At 37.2% G+C, this 23656-nt stretch carries 17 protein-coding genes; 12 read left to right on the top strand and 5 right to left on the bottom strand.

The window, feature by feature from the left end; all coding sequences use genetic code 11:
* Positions 1–126: 126 nt before the first annotated feature.
* Genes ACFFIS_RS15455 through ACFFIS_RS15445 form a run of 3 tightly spaced genes read left to right on the top strand, consistent with a single transcriptional unit; the run spans position 127 to position 2735 of the window.
* A complete protein-coding gene (locus tag ACFFIS_RS15455) occupies positions 127–1812 on the top strand; it encodes a methyl-accepting chemotaxis protein (RefSeq protein ID WP_320381040.1) in 1686 nt (561 codons plus the stop codon).
* A gap of 58 nt (positions 1813–1870) precedes the next feature.
* Positions 1871–2332 (top strand): chemotaxis protein CheX, encoded by a 462-nt coding sequence (locus tag ACFFIS_RS15450; protein WP_320381536.1) that lies wholly within the window; start codon positions 1871–1873, stop codon positions 2330–2332.
* Between the two features lie 43 nt (positions 2333–2375).
* Positions 2376–2735 carry a response regulator gene (locus ACFFIS_RS15445; RefSeq protein ID WP_390188252.1) on the top strand — a complete coding sequence of 120 codons (360 nt, stop codon included), beginning with the start codon at positions 2376–2378 and terminating at the stop codon, positions 2733–2735.
* Between the two features lie 360 nt (positions 2736–3095).
* On the opposite strand, the gene ACFFIS_RS15440 is transcribed toward ACFFIS_RS15445, so the two are convergent.
* Positions 3096–3713, bottom strand: a complete 618-nt coding sequence (locus ACFFIS_RS15440) for a class I SAM-dependent methyltransferase (RefSeq protein ID WP_320381041.1) — start codon at positions 3711–3713, stop codon at positions 3096–3098.
* A 362-nt stretch (positions 3714–4075) separates the two neighbouring features.
* Positions 4076–5560, bottom strand: coding sequence for a multicopper oxidase family protein (locus ACFFIS_RS15435; RefSeq protein ID WP_390188250.1), 1485 nt, complete (start codon positions 5558–5560; stop codon positions 4076–4078).
* Between the two features lie 352 nt (positions 5561–5912).
* Here ACFFIS_RS15435 and ACFFIS_RS15430 point away from each other — a divergent pair, with 352 nt between their 5' ends.
* Positions 5913–7151: a helix-turn-helix domain-containing protein gene (locus ACFFIS_RS15430; protein WP_390188248.1), complete on the top strand. Its 1239-nt coding sequence runs from the start codon at positions 5913–5915 to the stop codon at positions 7149–7151.
* A 45-nt stretch (positions 7152–7196) separates the two neighbouring features.
* On the opposite strand, the gene ACFFIS_RS15425 is transcribed toward ACFFIS_RS15430, so the two are convergent.
* Positions 7197–7802: a TasA family protein gene (locus ACFFIS_RS15425; protein ID WP_320381047.1), complete on the bottom strand. Its 606-nt coding sequence runs from the start codon at positions 7800–7802 to the stop codon at positions 7197–7199.
* Positions 7803–7872: 70 nt separating this feature from the next.
* The gene (gene sipW, locus ACFFIS_RS15420) at positions 7873–8406 is read right to left on the bottom strand and encodes a signal peptidase I SipW (protein ID WP_390188246.1); all 534 of its coding nucleotides are present in this window, start codon (positions 8404–8406) and stop codon (positions 7873–7875) included.
* Between the two features lie 237 nt (positions 8407–8643).
* On the opposite strand from sipW, the gene ACFFIS_RS15415 reads away from it, so the two are divergent.
* Complete coding sequence (locus tag ACFFIS_RS15415; RefSeq protein ID WP_390188272.1) at positions 8644–10443, top strand: M4 family metallopeptidase; 1800 nt, start codon at positions 8644–8646, stop codon at positions 10441–10443.
* 32 nt (positions 10444–10475) lie between these two features.
* Here the strand turns inward: ACFFIS_RS15415 and ACFFIS_RS15410 are convergent, their stop codons facing one another.
* The gene (locus tag ACFFIS_RS15410; protein ID WP_390188245.1) at positions 10476–11717 is read right to left on the bottom strand and encodes a helix-turn-helix domain-containing protein; all 1242 of its coding nucleotides are present in this window, start codon (positions 11715–11717) and stop codon (positions 10476–10478) included.
* Between the two features lie 445 nt (positions 11718–12162).
* On the opposite strand from ACFFIS_RS15410, the gene ACFFIS_RS15405 reads away from it, so the two are divergent.
* The 7 genes from ACFFIS_RS15405 (at position 12163) to ACFFIS_RS15370 (ending at position 23648) form a co-directional block, all read left to right on the top strand.
* Entirely contained in the window at positions 12163–16353 is a 4191-nt protein-coding gene (locus ACFFIS_RS15405) for a S8 family serine peptidase (RefSeq protein WP_390188271.1), read from the top strand.
* Between the two features lie 69 nt (positions 16354–16422).
* On the top strand, positions 16423–16977 hold the full coding sequence (locus ACFFIS_RS15400) for a signal peptidase I (RefSeq protein ID WP_390188244.1): 555 nt from the start codon (positions 16423–16425) through the stop codon (positions 16975–16977).
* Between the two features lie 19 nt (positions 16978–16996).
* Positions 16997–17674, top strand: coding sequence for a hypothetical protein (locus ACFFIS_RS15395; protein ID WP_320381060.1), 678 nt, complete (start codon positions 16997–16999; stop codon positions 17672–17674).
* A gap of 66 nt (positions 17675–17740) precedes the next feature.
* Positions 17741–18118, top strand: coding sequence for a protease inhibitor I9 family protein (locus ACFFIS_RS15390; RefSeq protein WP_320381061.1), 378 nt, complete (start codon positions 17741–17743; stop codon positions 18116–18118).
* A 250-nt stretch (positions 18119–18368) separates the two neighbouring features.
* On the top strand, positions 18369–19355 hold the full coding sequence (locus ACFFIS_RS15385) for an ABC transporter ATP-binding protein (RefSeq protein WP_320381063.1): 987 nt from the start codon (positions 18369–18371) through the stop codon (positions 19353–19355).
* Positions 19348–20865: an osmoprotectant update ABC transporter permease/substrate-binding subunit OpuFB gene (gene opuFB / locus ACFFIS_RS18205; RefSeq protein WP_512700597.1), complete on the top strand. Its 1518-nt coding sequence runs from the start codon at positions 19348–19350 to the stop codon at positions 20863–20865. The genes ACFFIS_RS15385 and opuFB overlap by 8 nt, the downstream gene beginning before the upstream one ends.
* 662 nt (positions 20866–21527) lie before the next feature.
* Positions 21528–23648, top strand: coding sequence for a SpoIID/LytB domain-containing protein (locus tag ACFFIS_RS15370; RefSeq protein ID WP_320381064.1), 2121 nt, complete (start codon positions 21528–21530; stop codon positions 23646–23648).
* Positions 23649–23656: the final 8 nt, after the last annotated feature.

Here is a 23656-nt window from a genome sequence, read left to right as displayed (position 1 = left end):
AATACGATGGAGGAGAAAGACCTTGAAAGTTAAGGAGGAAAAGTGAACATATTCACAGGTTTTGTTTCCTATAGTCGGTTAGTGAAAAGATATATATAAATCACAACAAGGGAGTCTTTCAAAGAAATGTTAAAACTAAAAAGTATAAAGCAGAAAATGTTACTAGGTTTTTCAATCATCATTTTGTTTGTCGTTATTTTTGGGATCTACAACTTTTTTTCCGTACAGTCAGTTAACAAACAAACGCAGGAAATGGTGGATAAGCAGGTACAGTTATTAATTGCTGATGAACAGCTTGATGCTTCCATGTCAGGAAGAATCGCAACTGCTCGAGGGTATGTGCTATATGGTAAACCTAATTTTAAAGAGTTATTTGAACACTATACAGAACAGGGACAACAATATGAAGCAATTGCTAGAAAAATTGGGGTCACTGATGAGTTTGAAGATTTAATCAAGCAGACGAAAGAATGGAGAGAGTATGTAACTAATCATGTTTTTGCCGAGTACGATAAGGGAAATAAAGATTTGGCTATAGAAAATCTTGAGAAGAAGAGTTCACTTGCTAGACAAATTATGTCTGGTTATGAAGAACTAGCAAATAAGAAAGAAGTTGCAATCAAAGAGTCCGGAGAAAGTATTGTACAAAATGGAAAGAAAAGCTTAATTATCTCATCTATTGTAATAAGCCTTGTGATAATACTTACAATTCTAACGGCATTTGTAACTTCCAATATCATTACGAGACCTATCAAAATGGTAACAAATCGTATGAAGTTGATAGCAAGTGGTGACCTAAGCCATGAGCCATTAGAGACAAAACTACAAGACGAATCAGGCCAGCTTATCGTATCAACGAATGAAATGAACAATAATATTAGAGAATTATTAAATGAAATAAATGCCGTATCGGAAACAGTGAGTGGTCATAGTGAGGAATTAACGCAAACTACGGATGAAGTAAAAGCGGGTTCTAATCAAATTGCCACGACTATGCAGGAATTGGCAACAGGATCAGAATCGCAAGCTAGTAATGCTAGTGATTTGTCTGCTGTAATGGGGTCATTTACGACAAAAGTACAAGATGCTAGTACAAATGGCGAGCGAGTAAGTAAGTATTCACATGAAGTGATGCAGATGACAAGTGAAGGCACGAAGTTAATGAATATGTCTACTGAACAAATGGCCAAAGTAAATCAAATTGTACATGATGCAGTTAGAAAAGTAGAAGGATTGGATACACATGCGAAGGAAATTACGAAGCTAGTTTCGGTTATCAAGGATATTTCGGAACAGACAAATTTACTGGCGCTTAATGCTGCAATTGAGGCAGCGAGAGCGGGTGAACATGGCAGAGGTTTTGCAGTAGTAGCCGATGAGGTTAGAAAACTAGCAGAGCAAGTCTCGCTATCCGTATCAGATATCACGTCTATTGTGTCCAACATACAGAATGAATCATCAAATGTATCAAACTCTTTAGAAGAAGGCTATAAAGAAGTGGAACAAGGCTCTAATCAAATTAAAGAGACAAGTGAGACGTTTACAAGAATTAGTGATACTTTAGGCGGTATGGCTGCAAATATTCATATCGTATCGGAAAATTTAGCTGATATATTAGCAAATACCCAAGAGATGAATGCATCCGTTATGGAAATTGCCTCTATATCTGAAGAGTCATCTGCAGCAGTAGAGCAAACTTCCGCAGCGACACAACAAACAAATAGTTCCATGGAAGAAGTGGCACAAAGCTCAGATGAACTAGCTAAACTTGCGGAGGAATTAAATAAATTAATCCGTCGCTTTAAATTATAATGCGCTACTCGTAAACCACTTGCATAACATTATTGAAACGAGGACTAAAAGATTGAATATGATGATAACGAAGGAAAAAGTAAATGCAATCACTACACTACTAAACGGAACGATACTATCACTAAAACTAGTTATTCCTATCCATCATCATCCTAATAAACCTGAAAAAATCAATGGAGAATTTCAAATATCCTATGGTGTTTTAATTGGAATTGTAGGTGACGTGAATGGTAAATTGGTTGTTTCGGGAAGTGCGGATCTTTTTGCTGAAATTGGCCAAGCCATGTTTGGCATGCCATTAGAAGGAGAAATGCTTACTTCCTTTAGTGGAGAACTTGGAAATATGATTGCTGGATGTTTATCTACGAATATAGCAAATAATGGCATTGATATTAATATTACCTCCCCAACAGTAATGAGTGGGAAAACTACAATATCAGGCTATCAACAAGCACTAAAAATATCTACTTCATTTGAAAATATGGTGGACTTAGATATTTATTTACTACTAGATTCATAACAGAAATATATGTGATGTGTATTTGATGACTGGAGGGATCATCATGGCAAAAATATTAATTACTGATGACGCGGCATTTATGCGTATGCAGTTAAAGGATATTTTATCTCAATTAGGTCACGAAGTCGTTGGAGAAGCAACGAATGGCTTAGAGGCAATGCAACAAAGTAAAGAATTAAAACCAGATATTATTACAATGGATATTACTATGCCGGAAATGAATGGCATTGACGCTTTAAAAGAAATAAAACGTGAAAATCAAGAAGTGAAGATTATTATGTGTTCAGCCATGGGGCAACAAGGTATGGTAGTAGATGCGATTAAATCAGGAGCAAGTGATTTTATCGTGAAGCCTTTTAACCATGATAGGGTGAAGGAAGCTTTGGATAAGGTTGTATTGTAGACCAATAACCTACATACGAACGTGGGGAATCTTTTATGGGAAAATAAAAAAGGTGGTAAATTAAATGCCAGTAATTTCGTGATGGAAAAATGGTAGACTTGGCCACTCAGCCTTTATTTTTCCACTTGACTAGTATTTTTTGCGCTTTTAAAATTCCTATTAGTATAAATATCAATGACAAAAGAGGCTAGGACAAAACCAAAGTGTCAGCCCCCTCAACTACTATATATTTCGTATGAAACATTGCGCTTTTTTCCTAGTAGTTGAACAAGGGGGGTCAGACCCTTATGTCCTGGCCCCTTTGTTTCACCTACATATTCATACAGTTTGCTAAACGTTTACCTATATTGTAACATGCCATCAATTTCCCGGAATATCTTCTATTTCAACAACCACTTGCACAACATGACATTTCCCGCTATGTCGCTTTCCTTCATGACGTTCTGCCTCGCCATAATAAAAGTGCAGACATTTATAATCACTTATCCAACGTAATATATCTTGAGGATTGTACAATCTATCCATAACGCCAGGGCCGCCTGTATTGTAATCTATTTGGGCTTCCGAATATACTTCGAACATAACTAATCCACCGGGCTTCACTGATTCCATGACGTTTTTTATGAAGAACTCCTGATCTTGTTTTGGCACATGACCAAAGACCAATATGGCAGCGTCAAATTGCTCTTTTATAACTTTATCCTTTGTCAAATCTCTTTCAACTGTTTCGACGAAGACACCATTTTTCTCAGCAAGTGCCTTTGTTTTATTTAACCCAACTATGGATTGATCAAACGCTGTTACATCATGCCCTTGTTTAGCTATATAAATGGCATTTCTACCTTCTCCTTCTGCAAAACAAGCTACTTTTGTATGTTCAGAAATTCGTGTACTCATTTCTTTAATAAACTCATTTGGCTCTTCTCCATACACATAATCCTTATCAGAAAAACTATTATCCCAGTGTTCTTTTGACATAAGTTTTTGCTCCTTTGTTAAGCTATTCAAACCTACTGTAACATAAGGATGGGAGATTTGTCTTTGCGCAGATTTTCCGGAATATGTTATAACAATGTTGGCTAATGACAAGCCGTTGGTTCTGATACGATATCGATTCAACGCACATCTGCTAGTTCAGAATTTAAACCTCTATTTAGTTACAGTGAAATGTATTTATTAGTGAAAGCTGTTGATTTTTATGGAAATCAAATTATTTGCAAAGGGTAGCTTATGGATTGAATGAGCCAACTTATTTGGGTCAGATTGAAGTAATTGGGGTATAAACTGAAAAAGGACTGCTAGCAATTCTCTGCTGCAGTCCTTGTAACATTCAGGTTTTCTTACTTCACCTCATACTGCCCCATCATACCTGCATCTTCATGCTCAAGAATATGACAATGGTACATGAAGATACCTTTGTTTGTGAAAGTAGCGATGAGACGAACTTTTTCTCCAGGTTGAATTAATATCGTGTCTTTCCAACCAGATTCATTTGCCGGTGGTGGGTTACCGTCTCGGTCGAGCACTTGGAATTGTACACCGTGCATATGGAATGGGTGTGCCATCCCACCTTGTTTTCCAGTATGCTCATTCGTAACTTCCCATATTTCAGTCGTACCAAAATTAACTTCTTCATCGATACGATCCATATCCATGGACTTACCATTGATTGTAAGGGTCGCTCCGACACCTGCCATTGCAAATTCTCTTGTTTTGACTGCGCTACTCGGCTTAGTTGATTCTATTTTAGTTAATTGTTTTGGTATCTCATTTACACCGGACTGTTTATCCGTCACAACAAATTCCATTAATTCTGTTTTAGTCTTTGTATCATCCGCGCTGGAGGCCGAATTTACAAAGTCTGAAGCGGTATTAATTAGTTTTATTTTATCACCGGCCTTTACCTCGGAAAAATCAACTAATATTTCTGCCCGTTCGGCTGGACTAAGTCGGAGTGCTGACATTTCGATTGGTTTTTCTAAAAATCCACCATCACTAGCAATCTGGTAAAACTTTTGATTATTGTCTAAAGAAAAGCGATATGTCCTACCATTTGATCCGTTTAAAATACGAAATCGAACATACCCTTGAGGTACTTCTAAATAAGGCGAAATGGCTCCATTTATAAGAAATGCATTTCCATAGAGTCCCATCATTGTATCTGTCATATTCGGATTGTATTGCATATTACCGCTAGCATCCATTTTCCGATCCTGAATAATTAAAGGATAATCATTCATGCCATATTCTTTCGGTATAGCAAGGCTATCTGATACTTCGTCTTCAATATAGAATAAACCAGCAAGTCCTTCATACACTTGTTTTGCTGTTTCTCCCATCATGTGTGGGTGATACCAAAGTGTTGCAGCTGGTTGATCAATTGTAAATTCTGGTTCCCAAGTTTCCCCTGCTTTGATACCTGAATGTGGCCCACCATCGTATTTTCCATCTACGCGCAGTCCATGCCAATGGAGTGTCGTCGCTTCATCAAGGCTGTTTTTCATTTTCACGTTTACCGTTTCGCCTTTACGAACTCGAATAACTGGCCCAAGAATGTCTCCGTTGTAACCTAATGTCTCAGAATCTATGCCATCCAAGATTTCACTCGTCCCTTTTTGCGCAGTTAAGTGAAATTCAGCGCGATCTGGATTAGGATCTACATCCTCTAATAGGGGTGGTATTGGCAAAGGTTTTGATTCTACTAATTCAGATAAATCATGCGACTCAGATGATGATTTATCATTTAAAAAAATATATTTTACTAGAAAAAATACGCAAACTAGTACAATTGCAACGATAGTTAAATAAATGTAACGTTTTCTCATCAATAGGATTCTCCAATCTACTTTTCTACATCCATTCTATCAAGAATCAACCCCACCTGCACGCGACACAGAGGGACCGCGACACAGAGGGACGGTTCTCTCGTTCCAGTTATCTAAGTATTCGCACTCCCGCCGCTATTTATCGCAAGTAGCTGCTGCTTAAGTGGCTATTTTTGAAGGGACAGCCCCCATGTGATTCGTTCACATGGGGTCTGTCCCCCTAAGTATAATGTCCTCTCTTTTGCTTGGGAAATGGTTCATTCCTCCTATGGCTAATTATTTACGTGTATGATGTAATTATTATAATAATTGATTATAGTTAGAAAATACGCATTATATTTGGAGGGATACTATGGTAGAGGGGGAAATTATTAAGTTTTATCGTGAGAAGCAGAATATGACACAAGCTCAATTAGGTGAGGGAATATGTACGACTACACATGTGAGTAAAATTGAACGTGGGAAAACAGCGTATTCTGATGAGATTATTGCGATGTTTTCAGAACGGTTATCTATAGATATTAAGAAGGAAATAGCATCTTTAGGAGAAATTGATAAATTACTGCAAGAGTGGCATTCGGCTATCATCATGGGAAGAACGGAAATGATTGAACAAATTAAACATGATTTAGCATCGATAACATTAATTCAATCAACATATTTTGCGGCACATTATCGCTTGCTACAGGCAAGGTACTACATTATTCACGAAAAATGGAAGTCTGCTTTTACTATACTGGAAGATATACGCAAGTCTCATGTAAATCTTACTGCATATGAACGAAATCTCCTGTTTCATATATATGGCATTTACTACATTGGTAATCGAGTAAATGTGAAACAAGAAGGTAACCAAAAACCACTCCAGTATTTAAAAAAGGTAAACATGGACGAGTACGGAAATCGGGAATATTATTATCATCTTGCTACTGGATATCATCTCGTTGGCTCTCGGATTATGGCCTATTTTTATGCAGAAAAGGCTTTACATTATTTTCAGGAAACGAATAACTATGGACGAGCTCTAAATGCGGAGTCTGTTATGCTTTTACAAATGAGTCAAGATGCATCTGTAGATTTTAATGAACTGACTGAGCGCTACACAAATTTAATTCATAATAGTGATACTTTAGGTCTGAAAGACAAGAAAGCACTTTTTTTAAATAACCTTGGCTTTGAATATTTTAATACTGGTAATTTCACTTTAGCGAAAAAGTATTACTACGAAGCGTTATTATTAGATGATCCAAATTCCACATCGTATCTTTTACATCTTTGTAATTATGTCGATGCATGTTTGGAAGGAAATTTGTCTCGAAAAGGGATTCTATTAAAGAAAATAAGGGAAGGCCTTTCCCGTGCTAAGAAATTAAATAGTATGCATTTTATCGTTCTATTTCAATTGATGAAATTGAAAGCGGAAGGGAACGATATTGCTTATTATAAATTTATAGAGGAAAAGGCTTTGCCCCATTTTTCAGCAATTAATCATGTAATCTATCATAAAAGATATGGAAAGCTTCTGTTTCATTACTATGTAGAGACAAGTCAGTATATGAAAGCAACCACAGTCCTTGCAGATCAATTATGAAAAATAGCCCCTTGGAATAGGAATTCATTCTCGGGGGCTTGTCTTTTATTCTGTGTCCCCGTCGTAAAGTGTCCCTTCAGCCTGTTCGGCAATAAATTTCCATTTAAGTTGTAATGAATCACCTTGGAATCGATTTTGATCTTCTCCATTGTCAACGAATTCGAATAAGACAATAATTTTATTCATGTCACCTGGTTTTAATCCGTTTGGTCTCTGAACACCCCCAACAAATTCATCGATAGCAGTAATATCAGGTGTCATCTCTTGTAATTCGCTTAAAGTCGTTTCCATTACTTCGACAGTAGCATTTGCTTGGTTGTAGAGAATGGTTACTTTAATATGCTCGCCGAAGTCATCGGTATTATCACCATTTACGTCGTGAACGACATAACTTGTATCCAATAATACTTTATGGATGTCTAAAGTACCGTTGTTCGTCAACATAAATTCGCGAGAAATTTCGTCGCCAGGCTTAAGGTTATCTACATTTACGATTGTTTCCGGATTGACGGATAAGTCTAGTGTTCCGGCGGCAAACGTATTATTTACTTCTACCGTGTCACTAAAATAGGCATACGTTCCTCCACCCATTAACGAAAAACCTAATGCTGCAGTTAAGAGACCTTTGCTTACCTTTTTTGAAAAACTCATTTTGCTTCCTCCCCTTAATTTAATTTTATTCACCTTTTCCTTACAAGAAAGAAAAGAGTTGAAACAGTATTTAGGCACTTTTAGCTTCCACTTCTTTAGCGGCCAGGAAAATGGACCGTCCGGCTGAAAGGACCAGTAGTAGACCTGGAATAAATAATAAAAGCGCAGAACCAGTTTTCGAAGTTGCGTGTCCAATCACATAGCCTACTTTTGGAATGGTAATTCCTGTGTACTTGCCAACTATATGTTGTTGTAAGACGTAGTTAGCATCAAGTGCATTGTTATTGTCACCTTTTGTTTGATACATTGTTTCGGTGTTTGTTGTTCTAATATCGGTGATGCGGTGTGTAACTACTTTATCTCCAGCTTGAAAAGAAATGATATCTTCCTTTTTATAAGATGTATCCTTACCAATTAGCTTGTTTACAATGATAGACCCTGTTTGAATGGCAGGCTCCATGGAACCGGATACGACGACTTTTACTTGATAGCCAAATATAGATGGTTCGCCGCCGGATGCTTTTGCAGATAGAACCAAAAAGACCAAAGTGAAAAGTAATACGATAGATATCGTTCTTGCAATCCTGCCTACCATCTTTTTCATTACCATCCTCCTCTCATGTCTATGTTTTAATCGTAGAACATGGGTGGAATATTGTAAATTGGGTTATTTTTTGCAAAAATATAGTGAAAATGGGTATTCATTTCCTCTTAAATCTAGCAAATGTGATATTGATAGGGTTTGTTATAACCCAATTGACGTTCAATAGGAAGCCTCCAATAATAGAAGGTGTAATCAAATTCAATTGGAGGAGTGATTGTGTTGAGGAAGAAAGGAAGCATGAAAAGAAAGGCGTTACCTATATTCTTGACAGCTTCATTAGTTTTCGGCGGCGGATTAGTACCTGGCAGCAATGTGCTAGCAAGTAATCAAGTGGCGTATGATGACGATTTAAAAACACCATCTTACATGATTGGATCGTGGGACACACCTGAGGGATTGAGTAAAGAGGACGCTGTTTATCTATTTTTACAAACGAAAGTATTACAGCCAAAAGGTAGAAGTGCAGAAAATATAAACGTAGAAATCAACCATGCAAAGGATCAGTTTAAAATTGTCGACGAATTAAGTGATAGTATGACAGACACACATCATTTTAGAATAATTGAATTGCACAATGGCATTCCTGTCTATGGATCGGAGCAAACTGTAGCAGTAGATAAAGATAATCAGGTGACCGCGTATTTTGGAACGGTTACGCCAAACCTCATGCGTTCCAACATATCAACGGACCCGGCACTCCAAGAGGATGAAGCTTTAGATGTTGCTAAAAGTGATATTGAAAAAGAGATTGGTAAAGTAAAAGAATACGATGGAATTGAAGCTAAGCTTATTCTCTATCCAGAGGAAGGCAAACATACATTAGCTTATCTCATTAAAGCATCAACTACGTATCCTGCACCAGGATATTACCATTATTTTGTAGATGCTAAAAGTGGGGAAATTATGAATAAGTATAATGCGCTTCACGAGATGACTCCTGTAATCGAGGACTCACGAAAAGGGAGTTTTCCAATGGGGGCTACAGATAACGATGGAGAAGTTACTCCGGTGGTAGAACCAAACCCATCCGAACCAGTCACATCAAGAGGAATAGATATATTTGGGAATATGTTATCGTTAAATTCCGTTTTAGATACGGAAACAGGAGAGCGCTTCTTATTTGATGGCACAAGAGCAGATGGTGTTCATACATTTACTGCCAATCGTATGGGAGAGACACCTTTCATATTACTGTCAGCTCTCTTAGGTTTTACAGGGTTTGAAGTAACGAGTAATTCTAACTTCTTCTATGATCCAGCAGCAGTTTCAGCACATGTAAATGCGGGAAAAGTGTACGACTATTATAAGAGAGTATTTGAGAGAGACTCGCTTGATGATAATGGTATGAAGCTTATTTCAACTGTTCATGTTGGTTCACAATGGAATAATGCTGGATGGAATGGAAAGCAGATGATTTATGGTGATGGTGATGGAAGACTTATGATATCTACTTCAGGTAGTGTAGATGTAATTGGACATGAAATGACACATGGGGTTATTGAACATACTGCAAAGTTAATTTATGAAAATGAATCTGGGGCTTTGAATGAGTCAATTGCCGATATTATGGGAGCATTTATCGAGAATAAAGAAGGCGATGATTTATGGCTCTTGGGAGAAGACATTTATGAACCGCATACTCCTGGTGTTGGACTTCGTGATATGAAAGATCCTGCATCTGTGCCTATGTATCTTACAGAAACTGGGTTCTACCCGGACCATTATGATGACCGTTATTTAGGTGAAGAGGATAAAGGTGGCGTTCATATTAATAGTAGTATTAATAATAAAGCTGCCTACTTAATTACGGAAGGTGGTACACATTACGGAGTGACTGTAAATGGAGTTGGGAAAACAAAGGCGGAGAAGATATTCTACCGTGCACTAACTCATTATTTGACGGCTTCTTCGGGCTTTAGCGAAATGCGTCAAGCAGCAATTCAAGCAGCTCGTGATTTATATCCGGATAAAGATGGAGAGCCATCAGCGGAAGTTGAAGCGGTAATGGCAGCATACGATGCCGTTGGTGTTTATTAATAAATAAAAGAAGGGGACAGACCCCATGTGATTCATTCACATGGGGTCTGTCCCCCTATCACTGCCTCAGCAATTTGCAATGCTTTATCTTTTTCGCCTGTTCTGATGTAATAGGAAAACAATTCCTTTTCATATTTCTCAGCAATGAGGATGTATCCTTGTTTTTTAAAAAAAGGTAATGCTTTTTCCGTTAAATATTGATAATACCGTTTTTCTCTTCCCATAAGAGAATATTTGTGCAAGTGAAGTATAAACGAATATAAACGATCTTTCGTCACCCCCGCAATTTCTAATCCTTCGTGGACATTTTCTAGCAATGCTTCCCTAGATAATAGATTTCCTTCTAATCCCGCTCGAATATATCCTTCGAGTGATAGTAAATATATGCCTGTATATTTTTCCTTCAATTGCATGGATTCGTTATATAAATCCAATGCCATTTTATATTTCTCACGTCTTAAACATTCATATGCAAAGTTATGGAGTAATTTTGCCTTTTTATCAGGTGCATGGCATAAATCGCAAATTTTTATAAGTTCTTCAAAATGTTCTGCTGTTTCTTTGAAGTCCCGATGTTGACCTGATTCTAGTTGAATGATCATAAGATTTTCTGTATCTATTATCCCTAAGAAGTTATTCTTTTGTTTATATAACAAAAGTGCCTTTTCAGCGTAGTAATAGGCTAAAATAGGTAAGTTATTACAATGATAGGCGGTTGCCAAATCATAATAAACGAGGGCATTTGAATAATCATCAAAATGAATACTTTTCAATACCTGAATCGACTTTGCGTAGTTATTCATGAATAATTCATAAATACCAACTACATGTTTATACAAGTTTTGTTCAAATGGGGGTAAGCGTTCATATTCCTTGGCAATCACTGATAATTCACGTTTGATATCAGCTGAGTTTCCTTGTCTAATATGATATTTAAGTGTGAGTAATTGATACAAGGCGTGATAGTTAGAAATTTCAATGAGCTCATTGTTCGCTAATTCACTATAAATTTTGGAAGCGGCCTCCATATTTAATGCGATGATCATTTCGTGCCATAGATCGAGTTTTTCTTTGATGTTTTTCAATTTATCCAGTTCTTGTTCCATGTGGATATGTAATCTTTTTGCCAATAACGAAGTAATTTCAGGAGAATATTCTGTCAGCCCACGCTCTATTTTACTAATATGCGTCGTTGAACATATCCCTAGCCCTAGTTGTTCTTGTGTCATGCCATATTTTTCTCGATAGAACTTGATGATTCTTCCTTCATACATCAGATGTTTTCCCCTTTCTTAGACAGAAATTCTTACCTTGCAAACATTTACGTTATTTTTTATCAATTTTGTATCCGTTATAAGATCTACATTTTCCTCATTCCTTCGTTTTTTAGTGTGATTTCATATGATTTTATATAAAATTATATAATTTTCCCACTATTATGCTTTGGCGTAACCAAAATAATTGAAAAATTGGGGGAATTAAATTAGTACTAATCACCTGCATTCGGCATGAATTCGACATGTAAATCAAAATTCGACAATATACGACCAGTCTAAAGCACTATTTTAAATATTTAGAAATATATTAAAAACCCCAATTTACAGTATGTCATATCACATCTATCATTAATAATGAGTTAATAGATGAATAGAAGGAGTGTGAGTTTTCGTTTTTTACTAGATTTTAAGAAAGAGAAAATAGAGGAGGGAAAGATGGATGATTTCTAGAAAATATCTTAGTAAAGTGATGGTTGTATTATCATTCGTATTAATATTGAGTACCATGCTACCGTCATTACAATTAGCACAGGCGAAAAATTCTTCTTTAAATGTAAAAGAGGTTTTGAGTAATTTGACGGATGCAGAAAGACGCGCCTTGAACCAGTTGGAAGCACAACCGGGATTTACGATACATCCCGATATTAACGTAGATAGTGCAAATCCGGTTCAAGTTATTGTTGAGTTTAAACAGGAGCCAGCAAAGGTAGAAGTTGCGAAAGCGAAACTCATCAAAAAACGTGCTACTGTTTCACTTTCTGATGCTAGTAAAAAGGTAGATGCTTCACATAAGAAGTTTCAAAAAGTGATTGATGGTTTAAAGCGTGCTAAAACGGAAGGGGCATCAGAAATTAAAGTGCATCAAGCATATCGTGATGCTTTTAACGGTGTGGCAATGACAATTCCGGCAAATATGATTAAGGACTTAGTTGAAGCGGGTATTGTCAAGCGTGTTTGGAATGATGAAAAGGTACAGCTTACATTGCCTGAAACAAAGGGCGAAAAGGCAAAACCAAAAATGATTGATAGTGTTCCGCATATTGGGGTGGATGAACTCCATGATGAGGGAATTAAAGGTGAAGGAATTAAAGTAGGGGTTATTGATACGGGGATTGACTATAATCACCCGGATTTAACGAATGTTTATAAAGGATACAGAAAATCTGACGGAGGGGATGCGAGTAAAGTTGATCCGGATTCTGTAAAAGGATGGGATTTTGTTGATGATGACGCTGACCCAATGGAAATGACATATGATGAATGGTTAGAATCTGGCTATCCAGAGTTTGATATGTATGGCAATAGTTATTATACAGCACATGGTACACACGTTTCTGGAACGATTGCGGGACAACAAGATAGTTTCGTAGATTATTCTGTTAAAGGGGTAGCACCAGAAGTTGATTTATATAGCTATCGTGTGTTAGGAGCTTATGGTAGTGGAGACATGAACTGGGTAATAGGTGGAATTGATAAAGCGGTTCGCGATGGAATGGATGTAATTAATCTGTCTTTAGGTATGAATGCCAATGATCCACTATCCCCGGCAGCTGTTGCGGTTAACAATGCAATGTTATCTGATGTTGTTACAGTTGTTGCAGCAGGTAATGCGGGCCCTGGTGATCAAACAGTTGGTACACCTGGTGCTGCGGCTTTGTCTATTGCAGTAGGAGCAAGTGATGTTTCGCAAAACACTCCGACCTTTTCTGCAACTGTAGATGAACTTACTTTTTCTGATGTTCAGCTTCTAGCAAAGAGCTTTGCAGATAACGTAGCGGATTTAGAAAATGAATCACTACCTGTTGTTTATGTAGGACTTGGGGCTGATAGTGATTTTGCGGATGTAGATGTTGAAGGTAAAATCGCACTAATTGAGCGTGGAGAACTTGCTTTTGATGAGAAAATTAGAAATGCAAAAAGCGCAGGTGCTGTTGCGACAATTGTTTATAACAATGAAGCAGGGCAAATTCCACATTATGTCGGTGAAAACTCCGATTATATTCCATCATTTCGTTTGTCAAAAGAAGATGGGGAAAGTTTAAAGAAGGCTGTGAACGAAGGAGCATTATTTACATTTGGTGAATTAGGAAATGTGAAATCAGAAGGCGATAATTTGGCTGATTTCAGCTCAAGAGGGCCAGTTTCAGGTACGTATGACATTAAACCTGATGTGACTGCACCAGGTGTTGCAATTAATTCAACTGTACCTTCATTTATTAATGATCCAGAAGATAATTCATATGGATCTGCTTATAGCAGAATGAATGGAACGTCAATGGCAACACCTCATGTAGCGGGAGTTGCAGCATTGATTTTACAACAAAACCCAGATTACACACCTTTTGAAGTAAAGGCAGCATTAATGAATACAGCTGTTGACCTACGTGAAGATTATTCTGTGTATGAAGTTGGTGCAGGACGTATCGATGCGTATGATGCAGTTCATGCGGATACAGCGGTTGTCGTTCATGACCAAACGGATATGGTTGAGGGTGTAGAAATTGTAAGCCTTAATCATGATACAGGTTCTATATCATTTGGAGGGTATTATTTGGATGGAGAGGCTATTGAAAAGTCAAAAAGACTATCAATAGAAAATAAATCCAATGAAGAAAAGACTTATGAAGTGCAAGTTGATTTTCTCCAAGCAAAAGGAAATAGACAAGATGCATCTAAAAATGGCGTTGAATTAGAAGTGGGGGAAGCTACGCTTACGCTTTCACCGGAACAAAAGAAAGACTTGGAAGCTAGTATTGTAATACCAAGCGGCGCAGATTATGGGGTATATGAAGGGTATGTTCGAATTTCAAATGTAGATGACCCGAAGGAAAAATACCAAGTCCCATTTGCTGTTCGTGTATCTGATAAAGGTTTTGACCTTATAGAGCTTGATCGACATGCGGTGACAAATGACTGGAATTTCCATTACTTTTTAGATCCTTTTCTCAACATGGATTTCAGATTAAAAAGTCCAATGGAAACGATAGATGTTATCGTAACAGATAGTGAAACGGATAAACCAGTTGGTTATCTCGGAACGCTGTTTGCAGAGGAAATAATGCCAGATCAAACATACTTCCTTATGAATGTATTTCAAGGTATGGTGAACCCATTTACGGATGACCCTAATAACCCGATTAGCGAGGAAGTTATAGTGTTACCAGAGGGCGACTATCATATTAAAATGATTGGGGTGGATGAGAATGGCGAAATGTATACGGGTCATGACTTCGCATTAATTGATAATAAGCCAGCGGAAATGAGTTTTAATGATTATGAACCAGGTGTTATTGAAGTAGATGAATCTATGTATACGGATGAAGATGGTCATCATGCATTATGGGTCCATACAAACGTCTATGACGATGCGATTGATGTTCTAAAAGAAAAAGGGTTAGATTATGATCAATCATCAAATATAGTAGGTTATTATGAAAATAGCTTTCCGTTCCCAGGTATTTTACCTGTTACAGCAGAAGGGGAAATGAAATTCGGTGTATTACCAGAGGAAATTGCGGATGGTCCATTAAAATTGGTATTAGATCCGATTGACTTGGCTACAAATCTTGGTGATTCCGTCCATTATACGTTTATTAAAAAAGGAACAGCATATGCGGAAGGGTTTTATCAAGAAGATGAGGTTAAATTAGGTGATAGTGTCACGTTTACATTAAGTTTGAACAACGTAGAGGATCTTGTTTCAGGTAAATTTGACCTAAATTATCTAGGTGATATTTATGAATATAAAGATGTAAAACTGAATAAGGAATTTGCTAACTTTGCTAAGGAGAATGACTTATCTGTCACACTGGATGACCCGGTATTTAGCAAGGATAACTTTTCAAGTATTGTAACTGTTGGAGCTTCTTTGGAAGGGGAACACGCTCAAGGGGTTACAGGTAATATGAACTTTATTGATGTCACTTTTGAGGTGGTCAGTGATCTGTATTATGAAAATCGTGGTAATTTGGGCTACGGTGGAGTTGATACATTCACATATCAAAATATTACGAATGAGGAAGTTGTCATTCCAACATTTATACATGATTACTACCAATTTATTTCTAAACATGCGGTAGTTTACGGTAACTTTACTCCGGAAGCATTTATGCATGAAGCAGGATTTCCTTTAACACGTGACTATGAAGGGTTAGGAGTTAAGGCGTATGCAAAAGGAGCGGATGGTAAAGTTTATAATGGTACTGTCGATGAACACGCGCAGTTTGAAATAACTGATTTGCCAGTATCGGATAAGCCGTATGAAATTATAATTGAAGTACCAGGTCATTTGACTACTGCACAAAAAGTAACGGTAGGGAAGGAAAAGAACGGCGAAATCTATGGTGAGATGGCACAAGTGTATCTACAACCAAATATTGCCGGAGACGTAAACGGCGATGGTGTCATTGATATTATGGACGTCATGCGTATTGTAGCTATGTATGGTAAAGACGATAAAGCAATGGATATTAATAAAGATGGTATCGTCGATGAAGTGGATATTCGTTATATCGAGAAGAATTTCTTGAAAGTAGGTCCTGGGGTGAAGAAGGATCCAGTAGAAAAGCTTGGACCTAAAGGCTTGAATGACTTCTTACAATCACTAGGTCTTCAACCAACAGAAGATAATTAATAAATGGTGAATGGGGTCAGACCCCGCAAAAGGGGTCTGACCCCCATCAAAAATAGGGGGTGGCGAAAGGTGTCTCAAAGCAATATTGCGTTTAGAAAAATATTTATTTATAGTCTTCGTTTGATATTTATTATACTACTTGCTTTTGTTCTGTTTATTGTTTTGCAAATGATTAGGCATCCTGGCCAACCCCCATCTTTTTTGGGATACCAACCATACACGGTTGTTTCAAACAGTATGAAACCAACATTTGAAACAGGTGATTTAGTTATTGTGAAAATGTTAGAAGCAAAGGATATCACTGTTCATGATGTGATCACATTTCAAGATAGTGAAGGCCGTTTTGTGACACACCGAGTGGTTGATATTTCACAAGAGGATGGCTCACCTGTCATGAAAACAAAAGGGGACAACAATAATGTCGTTGATGACGACATTGTAACTTCTGATGCCTTAATAGGTAGACAGGCCTTCCTTATAAAAAATGGTGGGTTTATTGCGAGATTTGCAAGTAGTTCACTAGGTTTTATGCTTCTAATTATTGTGCCGTTAATCGGATATGTCAGTTTAACACTATATGAAAGAATATTTAAATCTAATCAAGTTAAAAAATCTAGTACGTAAAATGGGGAGGAATCATATCATGAAGAAGACAAAAAGATTTTTATTAGGAACAACGTTAGCGGGAGTACTTATCGCAACTGCTGGAATGGGAACACATTCTTGGTTTACTGCAGAAACAAATGCATCTGGTTCACTTGAAAGTGGAGTTTTAGAGATAAATAATGGGCAGGATATTGAAGAGCCATTATTTGCAGAAACAAAATTTGCACCATCCCAACTTCAATATGGTAATTGGGTTTCTATTTCTAATACAGGTGATTTAGATGCACATTTAAAAGCGGTTTATACACATTCTGTTGATAATGCATCTCTAGAAGGATATTCAGTCGGATATATGGCAATGAAATATACGGTTAAACCTGGGCAAGACGTGTATGAAGACTCAAAAATCGCATTAGATAATTTGTTTAATGGAACAACAAATGAGCGTTCGGTGGCAAAACTATCCAATGTATCTGGAGATGTAGAGGTATACGGTGAAGTGTTATCAGAAGATGCGGTTACTTCAGGTGAAATTCTTCTTGGTGAAGGTAGTGAAGACTCTTTCTGGCAACTAGATGAAGGGCAGTATATTGATCTTATGGTCGGGATTAAACTGGAAGATAGTGCAGGAAATGAATACCAAGGGGTTAAATATGACGCAGCACTAAAAGTAAAAGCAAAACAAACAGATAACGGCGCCGAATACGCCGAATAAGGAAATGAAGTTTATATTTGGGGTCAGACCCCAAATATAAACTCAAATGAAAGGAATAACAATAATATGAATTCTTCTATCTATGTTGATCCGAAAATTGATCTTAATAGTGAAGAAAGTATAGAAGTTATTATTCAATTCAAAACGAATCCTGCTAAAGTGCAGATAGCATTAAGTGATGCGGGTCTAACATTGGATCAAGCTATGCAAAATGTAGAAGAAAGTCACAAGCGTTTTGAAGCGGAGCTAATCAGAATAAGCAATGAACATCTCATTTCATTTGACATACTCAATCGCTATAAAGAGGTTTATAATGGTGTTGCGATGAGAATTCAAGGAGTAAACATCAAATATTTATTGCAATCTAGTGAAATGAAAGCAATTCATTTAAATAGCCAGATGAGCATTCCGATTCAACCAAACGATCCTAGGTATCAAATATAAACATAGTGGGGTCTGACCCCACTATGTTTATTTCTTCCATCCCCACTTCTTTATCTACAGTTTTAGCTCAAACATACTTCATATCTTCACATCCGTCTTTTACAATAACTATTATCCTTTTTTCTTATCATCAAAACATCCTCTACAAGCAAATCATTTGATACTTCATCCTTTCAGTGCCTAATATAAAATGGATAATCACCCAGATAATATAGATGCTTGATGATGATAATATAAGGAGTCAAAAACATTGATAAAGTTTGAAAATGTATCAAAAAAATATCCAGATGGAACAACAGCTGTGACAGATTTAAATATGGAAATTGAGCAAGGTGAATTTTTTGTCATAATTGGTCCGAGTGGGAGCGGGAAAACGACGACATTGAAAATGGTCAATCGTCTTATTCCACTATCAGAAGGGACAATCTTTATTAATGATAAAAAGATTAGTGAATACGATATTCATGAATTAAGATGGAATATCGGCTATGTGCTGCAACGCATTGCGCTTTTCCCGCATATGTCTATTGAAGAGAATATCGCAATTGTACCAGAATTAAAAAAGTGGGAACGTGACAAAATTAGAAAAAGGGTTTGTGAACTATTAGAAATGGTCGGGTTAGATCCAAACATTTATCTCCATAGGAAACCGAAAGAATTATCGGGTGGTCAGCAACAAAGAGTAGGAGTCATCCGAGCTTTAGCAGCAAATCCCGAAATTGTATTAATGGACGAGCCATTTAGTGCGCTTGATCCGATTAGCCGGGAAAAACTGCAGGATGATATTATATCAATCCAAAAGAGTATTCAAAAGACAACAATATTTGTCACGCATGATATGCAAGAGGCAATGAAATTAGCTGATCGAATCTGTATCATGAAGGATGGAGAAGTAGTCCAAATTGGAACACCACTTGAGATTATGGAAAATCCCGTCAATCAATTCGTAAAAGACTTTGTTGGACATCAACCTAATAGATTTGGTGGAGATCTCCGACTTGAAACGATTGTTCAACCATTTACCGAAGGTGGCACACCATATGCGGTAACAGCGACTGAGGTAATACCCGTTTCAACTTCATTACATGATGTTTTGAAGAAATTAGCATTTCATGAACAGCTCATTGTTGAAAAAAATAGGACCCAAATTGGCATGATCAATCGACAAATGATGATGAATTATTTGGCAGAGCATCTAATAGAGGATGGTATGAATAGGGGGAAAAACCATGGCTAATTTTTTCTCAGTGCTTTTAGAACGGCAAGATCAGCTTATCGGTGCACTTTTTGAACATATCCAGATTTCTCTTATTTCCCTTTTGATTGCTGTTATGATAGCCATTCCGCTAGGTATTTATTTAACGAAGAGGCCAAAAATTGCGGAGAGCATAATTGGTGTCACGGCAGTTTTACAAACAATTCCTTCCTTGGCATTATTAGGCCTGCTAATTCCGCTATTTGGGATTGGAAAAGTTCCCGCCATCATTGCTTTGGTTATCTATGCTTTGCTGCCAATCATCAGAAATACATATACAGGTATTAAAGAGGTGGATCCTTCGCTCGTCGAGGCGGCAATGGCGATGGGAATGAATAATCGTAAACGGTTAATGAAAGTAGAGCTACCATTGGCTTTACCTGTTATGATGGCAGGTATTCGGACCGCGATGGTGTTAATTGTTGGCACAGCCACACTTGCAGCACTTATCGGAGCCGGTGGTTTAGGAGATATTATTTTATTAGGAATTGACCGTAACAACACGTCTTTAATTATACTTGGTGCCATACCAGCTGCCATATTAGCACTTTTATTTGATTTTCTTCTGAAGCGTTTGGAAAAAGCATCCTATAAAAATTCCATCATTGCAATTGGCTCGATAATCGTACTTGTAGGTTTCTTCTTCCTCGCACCATTTGTGATGAACAGTCAAAATCAAGAAATTGTCATTGCAGGTAAGCTTGGATCAGAGCCAGAAATCTTAATTAATATGTATAAAATTTTGATTGAAGATGAAACAGATTTACAGGTGTCATTAAAGCCTGGGCTTGGAAAAACTTCTTTCGTATTTAATGCTTTACGGTCAAATAGTATTGATATTTATCCAGAATTCACAGGAACAGCTATTGCCGAGTTTTTAAAAGAGACAGCGGATAGTACGAACCGTGATGAAGTATATGAACAAGCTAGAAAAGGTATGTTGGATCAATTCGATATGGAATTATTGCAACCTATGGCGTATAACAATACATATGCTCTAGCAGTGCCAAATGAATTTGCTGAGAAATATCACGTAAAGACTATATCGGATTTAAAAAGTGTGGAAAATAGTGTAAAAGCTGGATTTACATTAGAATTCTCTGATCGTGAAGATGGTTATGTCGGGATGCAAAAACTGTATGATATTCACTTTGCAAATTTCGTTACAATGGAGCCAAAGCTACGATATAGTGCGGTGGAATCTGGTGATATTGAAGTGATTGATGCATACTCTACAGATAGTGAGTTGAGACAGTATTCACTGAAAGTCTTGGAGGATGACAAACAATTATTTCCACCTTATCAAGGTGCACCATTGTTAAGAGCGGAGACGGTAGAAAAATACCCGGAAATAAAAGAAGCCTTAAATAAACTAGCAGGAAAAATAACAGATGATGAAATGCGAGAGATGAATTATCAAGTCAATGTAGAAGGTAAGAAACCATATGAAATCGCAAAAGAATACTTAAAAAAGGAAAAATTAATCAAGTAGAAAATAGAGGGGTCAGACCCCATGTGAAGCTTTTAACATGGGGTCTGACCCCTTTTATAGTACTTAAGTCTTCCTACCTTGCTATCATTTTTGGAATACTTCCTACTTCTGCCAAACTTCGACACCATTTTTGCAAAAACTCTACTATACTAGTCATAATGATAAGGTGGTGATTCATAAGAAATGTTAATTTTGTTGTAAGCGTTACCAAGTACGTACCAACTATAAGGATAAGGAGGGGAGTATCTAAATCCTTATATATAAGGATAATGCACGCTGGGTTGAAATATTATTTTACACATCGTGGTATTTGTGCAAAACACAATATTAGAATAAAAATATGACATCTCAATTATGATCCGTAATAGATTAGTAGAGTTGGTTGTTTACCTGTTTCAATGGATTGAAAAGGCTTCAACCCACGCAGAATGTATACAGCTCAATATACGCTTTATCAATCTTCTTTTGACAAGTTATTTATATTTACTGATTTTCCGCAGTAAGTACAGACTTGGCTATCCTACAAAGACGCAACGTCCTGTACGTTGTAAGACCCCCATCGATTAAAAATTCACTGTACAACAAGTAGAAAGGGTTCATATGAAGTTCGGAATCGTTATGTTTACAATATCAGCATATTAAATATAGTAAGGAGGACTATCATGTTAACTGCTTGTAAATCGAAACGTACAATAAATCTCATTGCGGTATTTACTTTAATATTAAGTACCGTTGTACAGTTTATGTTACCCGGACAAACTGTTTTAGGAGCGGCGGAATCTGAAAATATATATTCCGAAAAGATTATGGCTAAGAGCTCAAGTAGTTTAGAGCTAGAAATACAAGGTGCATTACCTCTAGCTACGAGTTATGAAGTATATCGATTAGTGGATGGTGAATTAGAAGCAGTATCTTATCGAGAGGTTCGGGTGGGTGCTGAAAATGTTACGGTGGAAGTGAACCAAGATAATGAAATTACAAAGATGATATTAAATGGTTACACACCAATTGAAAATATGCGCGTTGGAATTATGACAACTGATTTTGTCACGCTAGAACATGATGAAATTGAAGTGCAATCTGCTACAGGTCTAGAAATAGTGGACAAGGTTGCGGATGAGATATTATTGATAAATCCGAATGAGTTAATTACAATTCAAGCTCAACAACACGAAGTAACAATTATGACAGAGGATGGAACAACATTATATACGACTACGAATCGAATCTATGTATCTACTGAAGAAAACGGGAAGATTATAGTTGATAATATTAGACGAGGAAGTGAATGGACGCCAGTTGAAGCGAGTTACCGTGGTTTTTTTGAAATCACAGCAACTCATTCGGGGGACAAACTTCATCTCATTAATGAAGTGAATTTAGAAGATTATTTATACCAGGTTGTGCCAAGCGAGATGCCAGCAAGTTTTGGACTAGAAGCACTGAAGGCCCAATCAGTTGCCGCAAGAACCTATGCCTTGGGAGATTATTTTAGTGAGCGTTTTACAGAAGATGGATTTTTTGTACTTGATAGTGTCATGAGCCAAGTATATAACAATGCTCCAGAAAATGCGCTTACTACACAAGCAGTTCAAGAGACTGCAGGGATTGTAATGCGGGATGAAACGGGTGGTTTAGTCGATGCTAGGTATTATTCTACTTCAGCAGGATACGGTGCTTCAAAGCATGAAGTATGGTCAGAAGCAGATGGTACATTTCCTAGTAGTGTTGTACCTTATTTACTAGCACAAAGCCATACATTTGATCCGGATAACCCAGACCAAATGCTCGAGTTGGATACGAGTGATGAAGAAGAGATGCTCCATTTTTTCAAAACTCTATCATATACAGGTTATGATGATGCATCAGATTTCTTTCGTTGGAAAACAACGCTATCAAAAGAAGAGCTAGGAAATACAATTAATAAAAACTTAACACTTAGACAACAGGCAGATCCCAAATTTGTTTTAACACAAAATGATGCGGGTCAGTTTGTTAGTCTTCCAATTCCGGAGGCAGGGATTGGTGAATTCCAAGATATGTATGTAACGAAGCGGGGTGAAGGTGGAAATATTATGGATCTTGTGATAGAGGGAACGACAGGGACATATAAAGTAATAAAGGAATACAATATTCGCTTTGTTATTAGACCGTGGTCCCCAGATACAGGTGGAGATCCAGTTACATTATACATGGCCCGCGCAGGAAGTGACGGTTATGATGCACCTTCTCGAGAGGATTTCAATATTCTTCCATCCGCTTTCTTCAGTGTTGAAATTGATGAGGAAAGTGAAGATATTACATTCTTTGGAGGTGGTTATGGACATGGAGTTGGCATGAGTCAATATGGTGCTTATCATCTTGGCGAAAGTAAGGGTTGGGCATTCGATGAAATTCTAACTGCTTATTACCCAAATATGGTACTAGATGATATCTATGAAGAAAATGACACAGACCCAGGTGATGGCGATGATAATGATACAGGGGACGGAAGTGAGGTGCCTACAATAGAAGATATGTTAGCTCTGATAGTGAAATTTGAGGAAGAAGGAGAATTTGCAAACGATAGTGTTGCTCGGGCACTCACTATTCACTTAACTTCTGTCAATCAATTCGTTAAAAAAGAAGAGAACGAGAAAGTACTGAAACATATGGATGGCTTTAAATTGCTACTCGACCACCATAGGGAGCAAGAATCAGTGTCAGAATCAGCATATGACACACTGCTTAATCAAGCGAATCAATTTGTTTCAAGTTATGAAACTACGCTGGAAATTAAATAATCATAAAA

Origin of the sequence: Paracerasibacillus soli (assembly GCF_042432965.1) — a bacterium.
Taxonomy (GTDB): Bacteria; Bacillota; Bacilli; order Bacillales; family Amphibacillaceae; genus Paracerasibacillus; species Paracerasibacillus soli.
The sequence above is the reverse complement of the archived record's forward strand: the minus strand, read 5'-3'. Positions and strand labels throughout refer to the sequence as shown.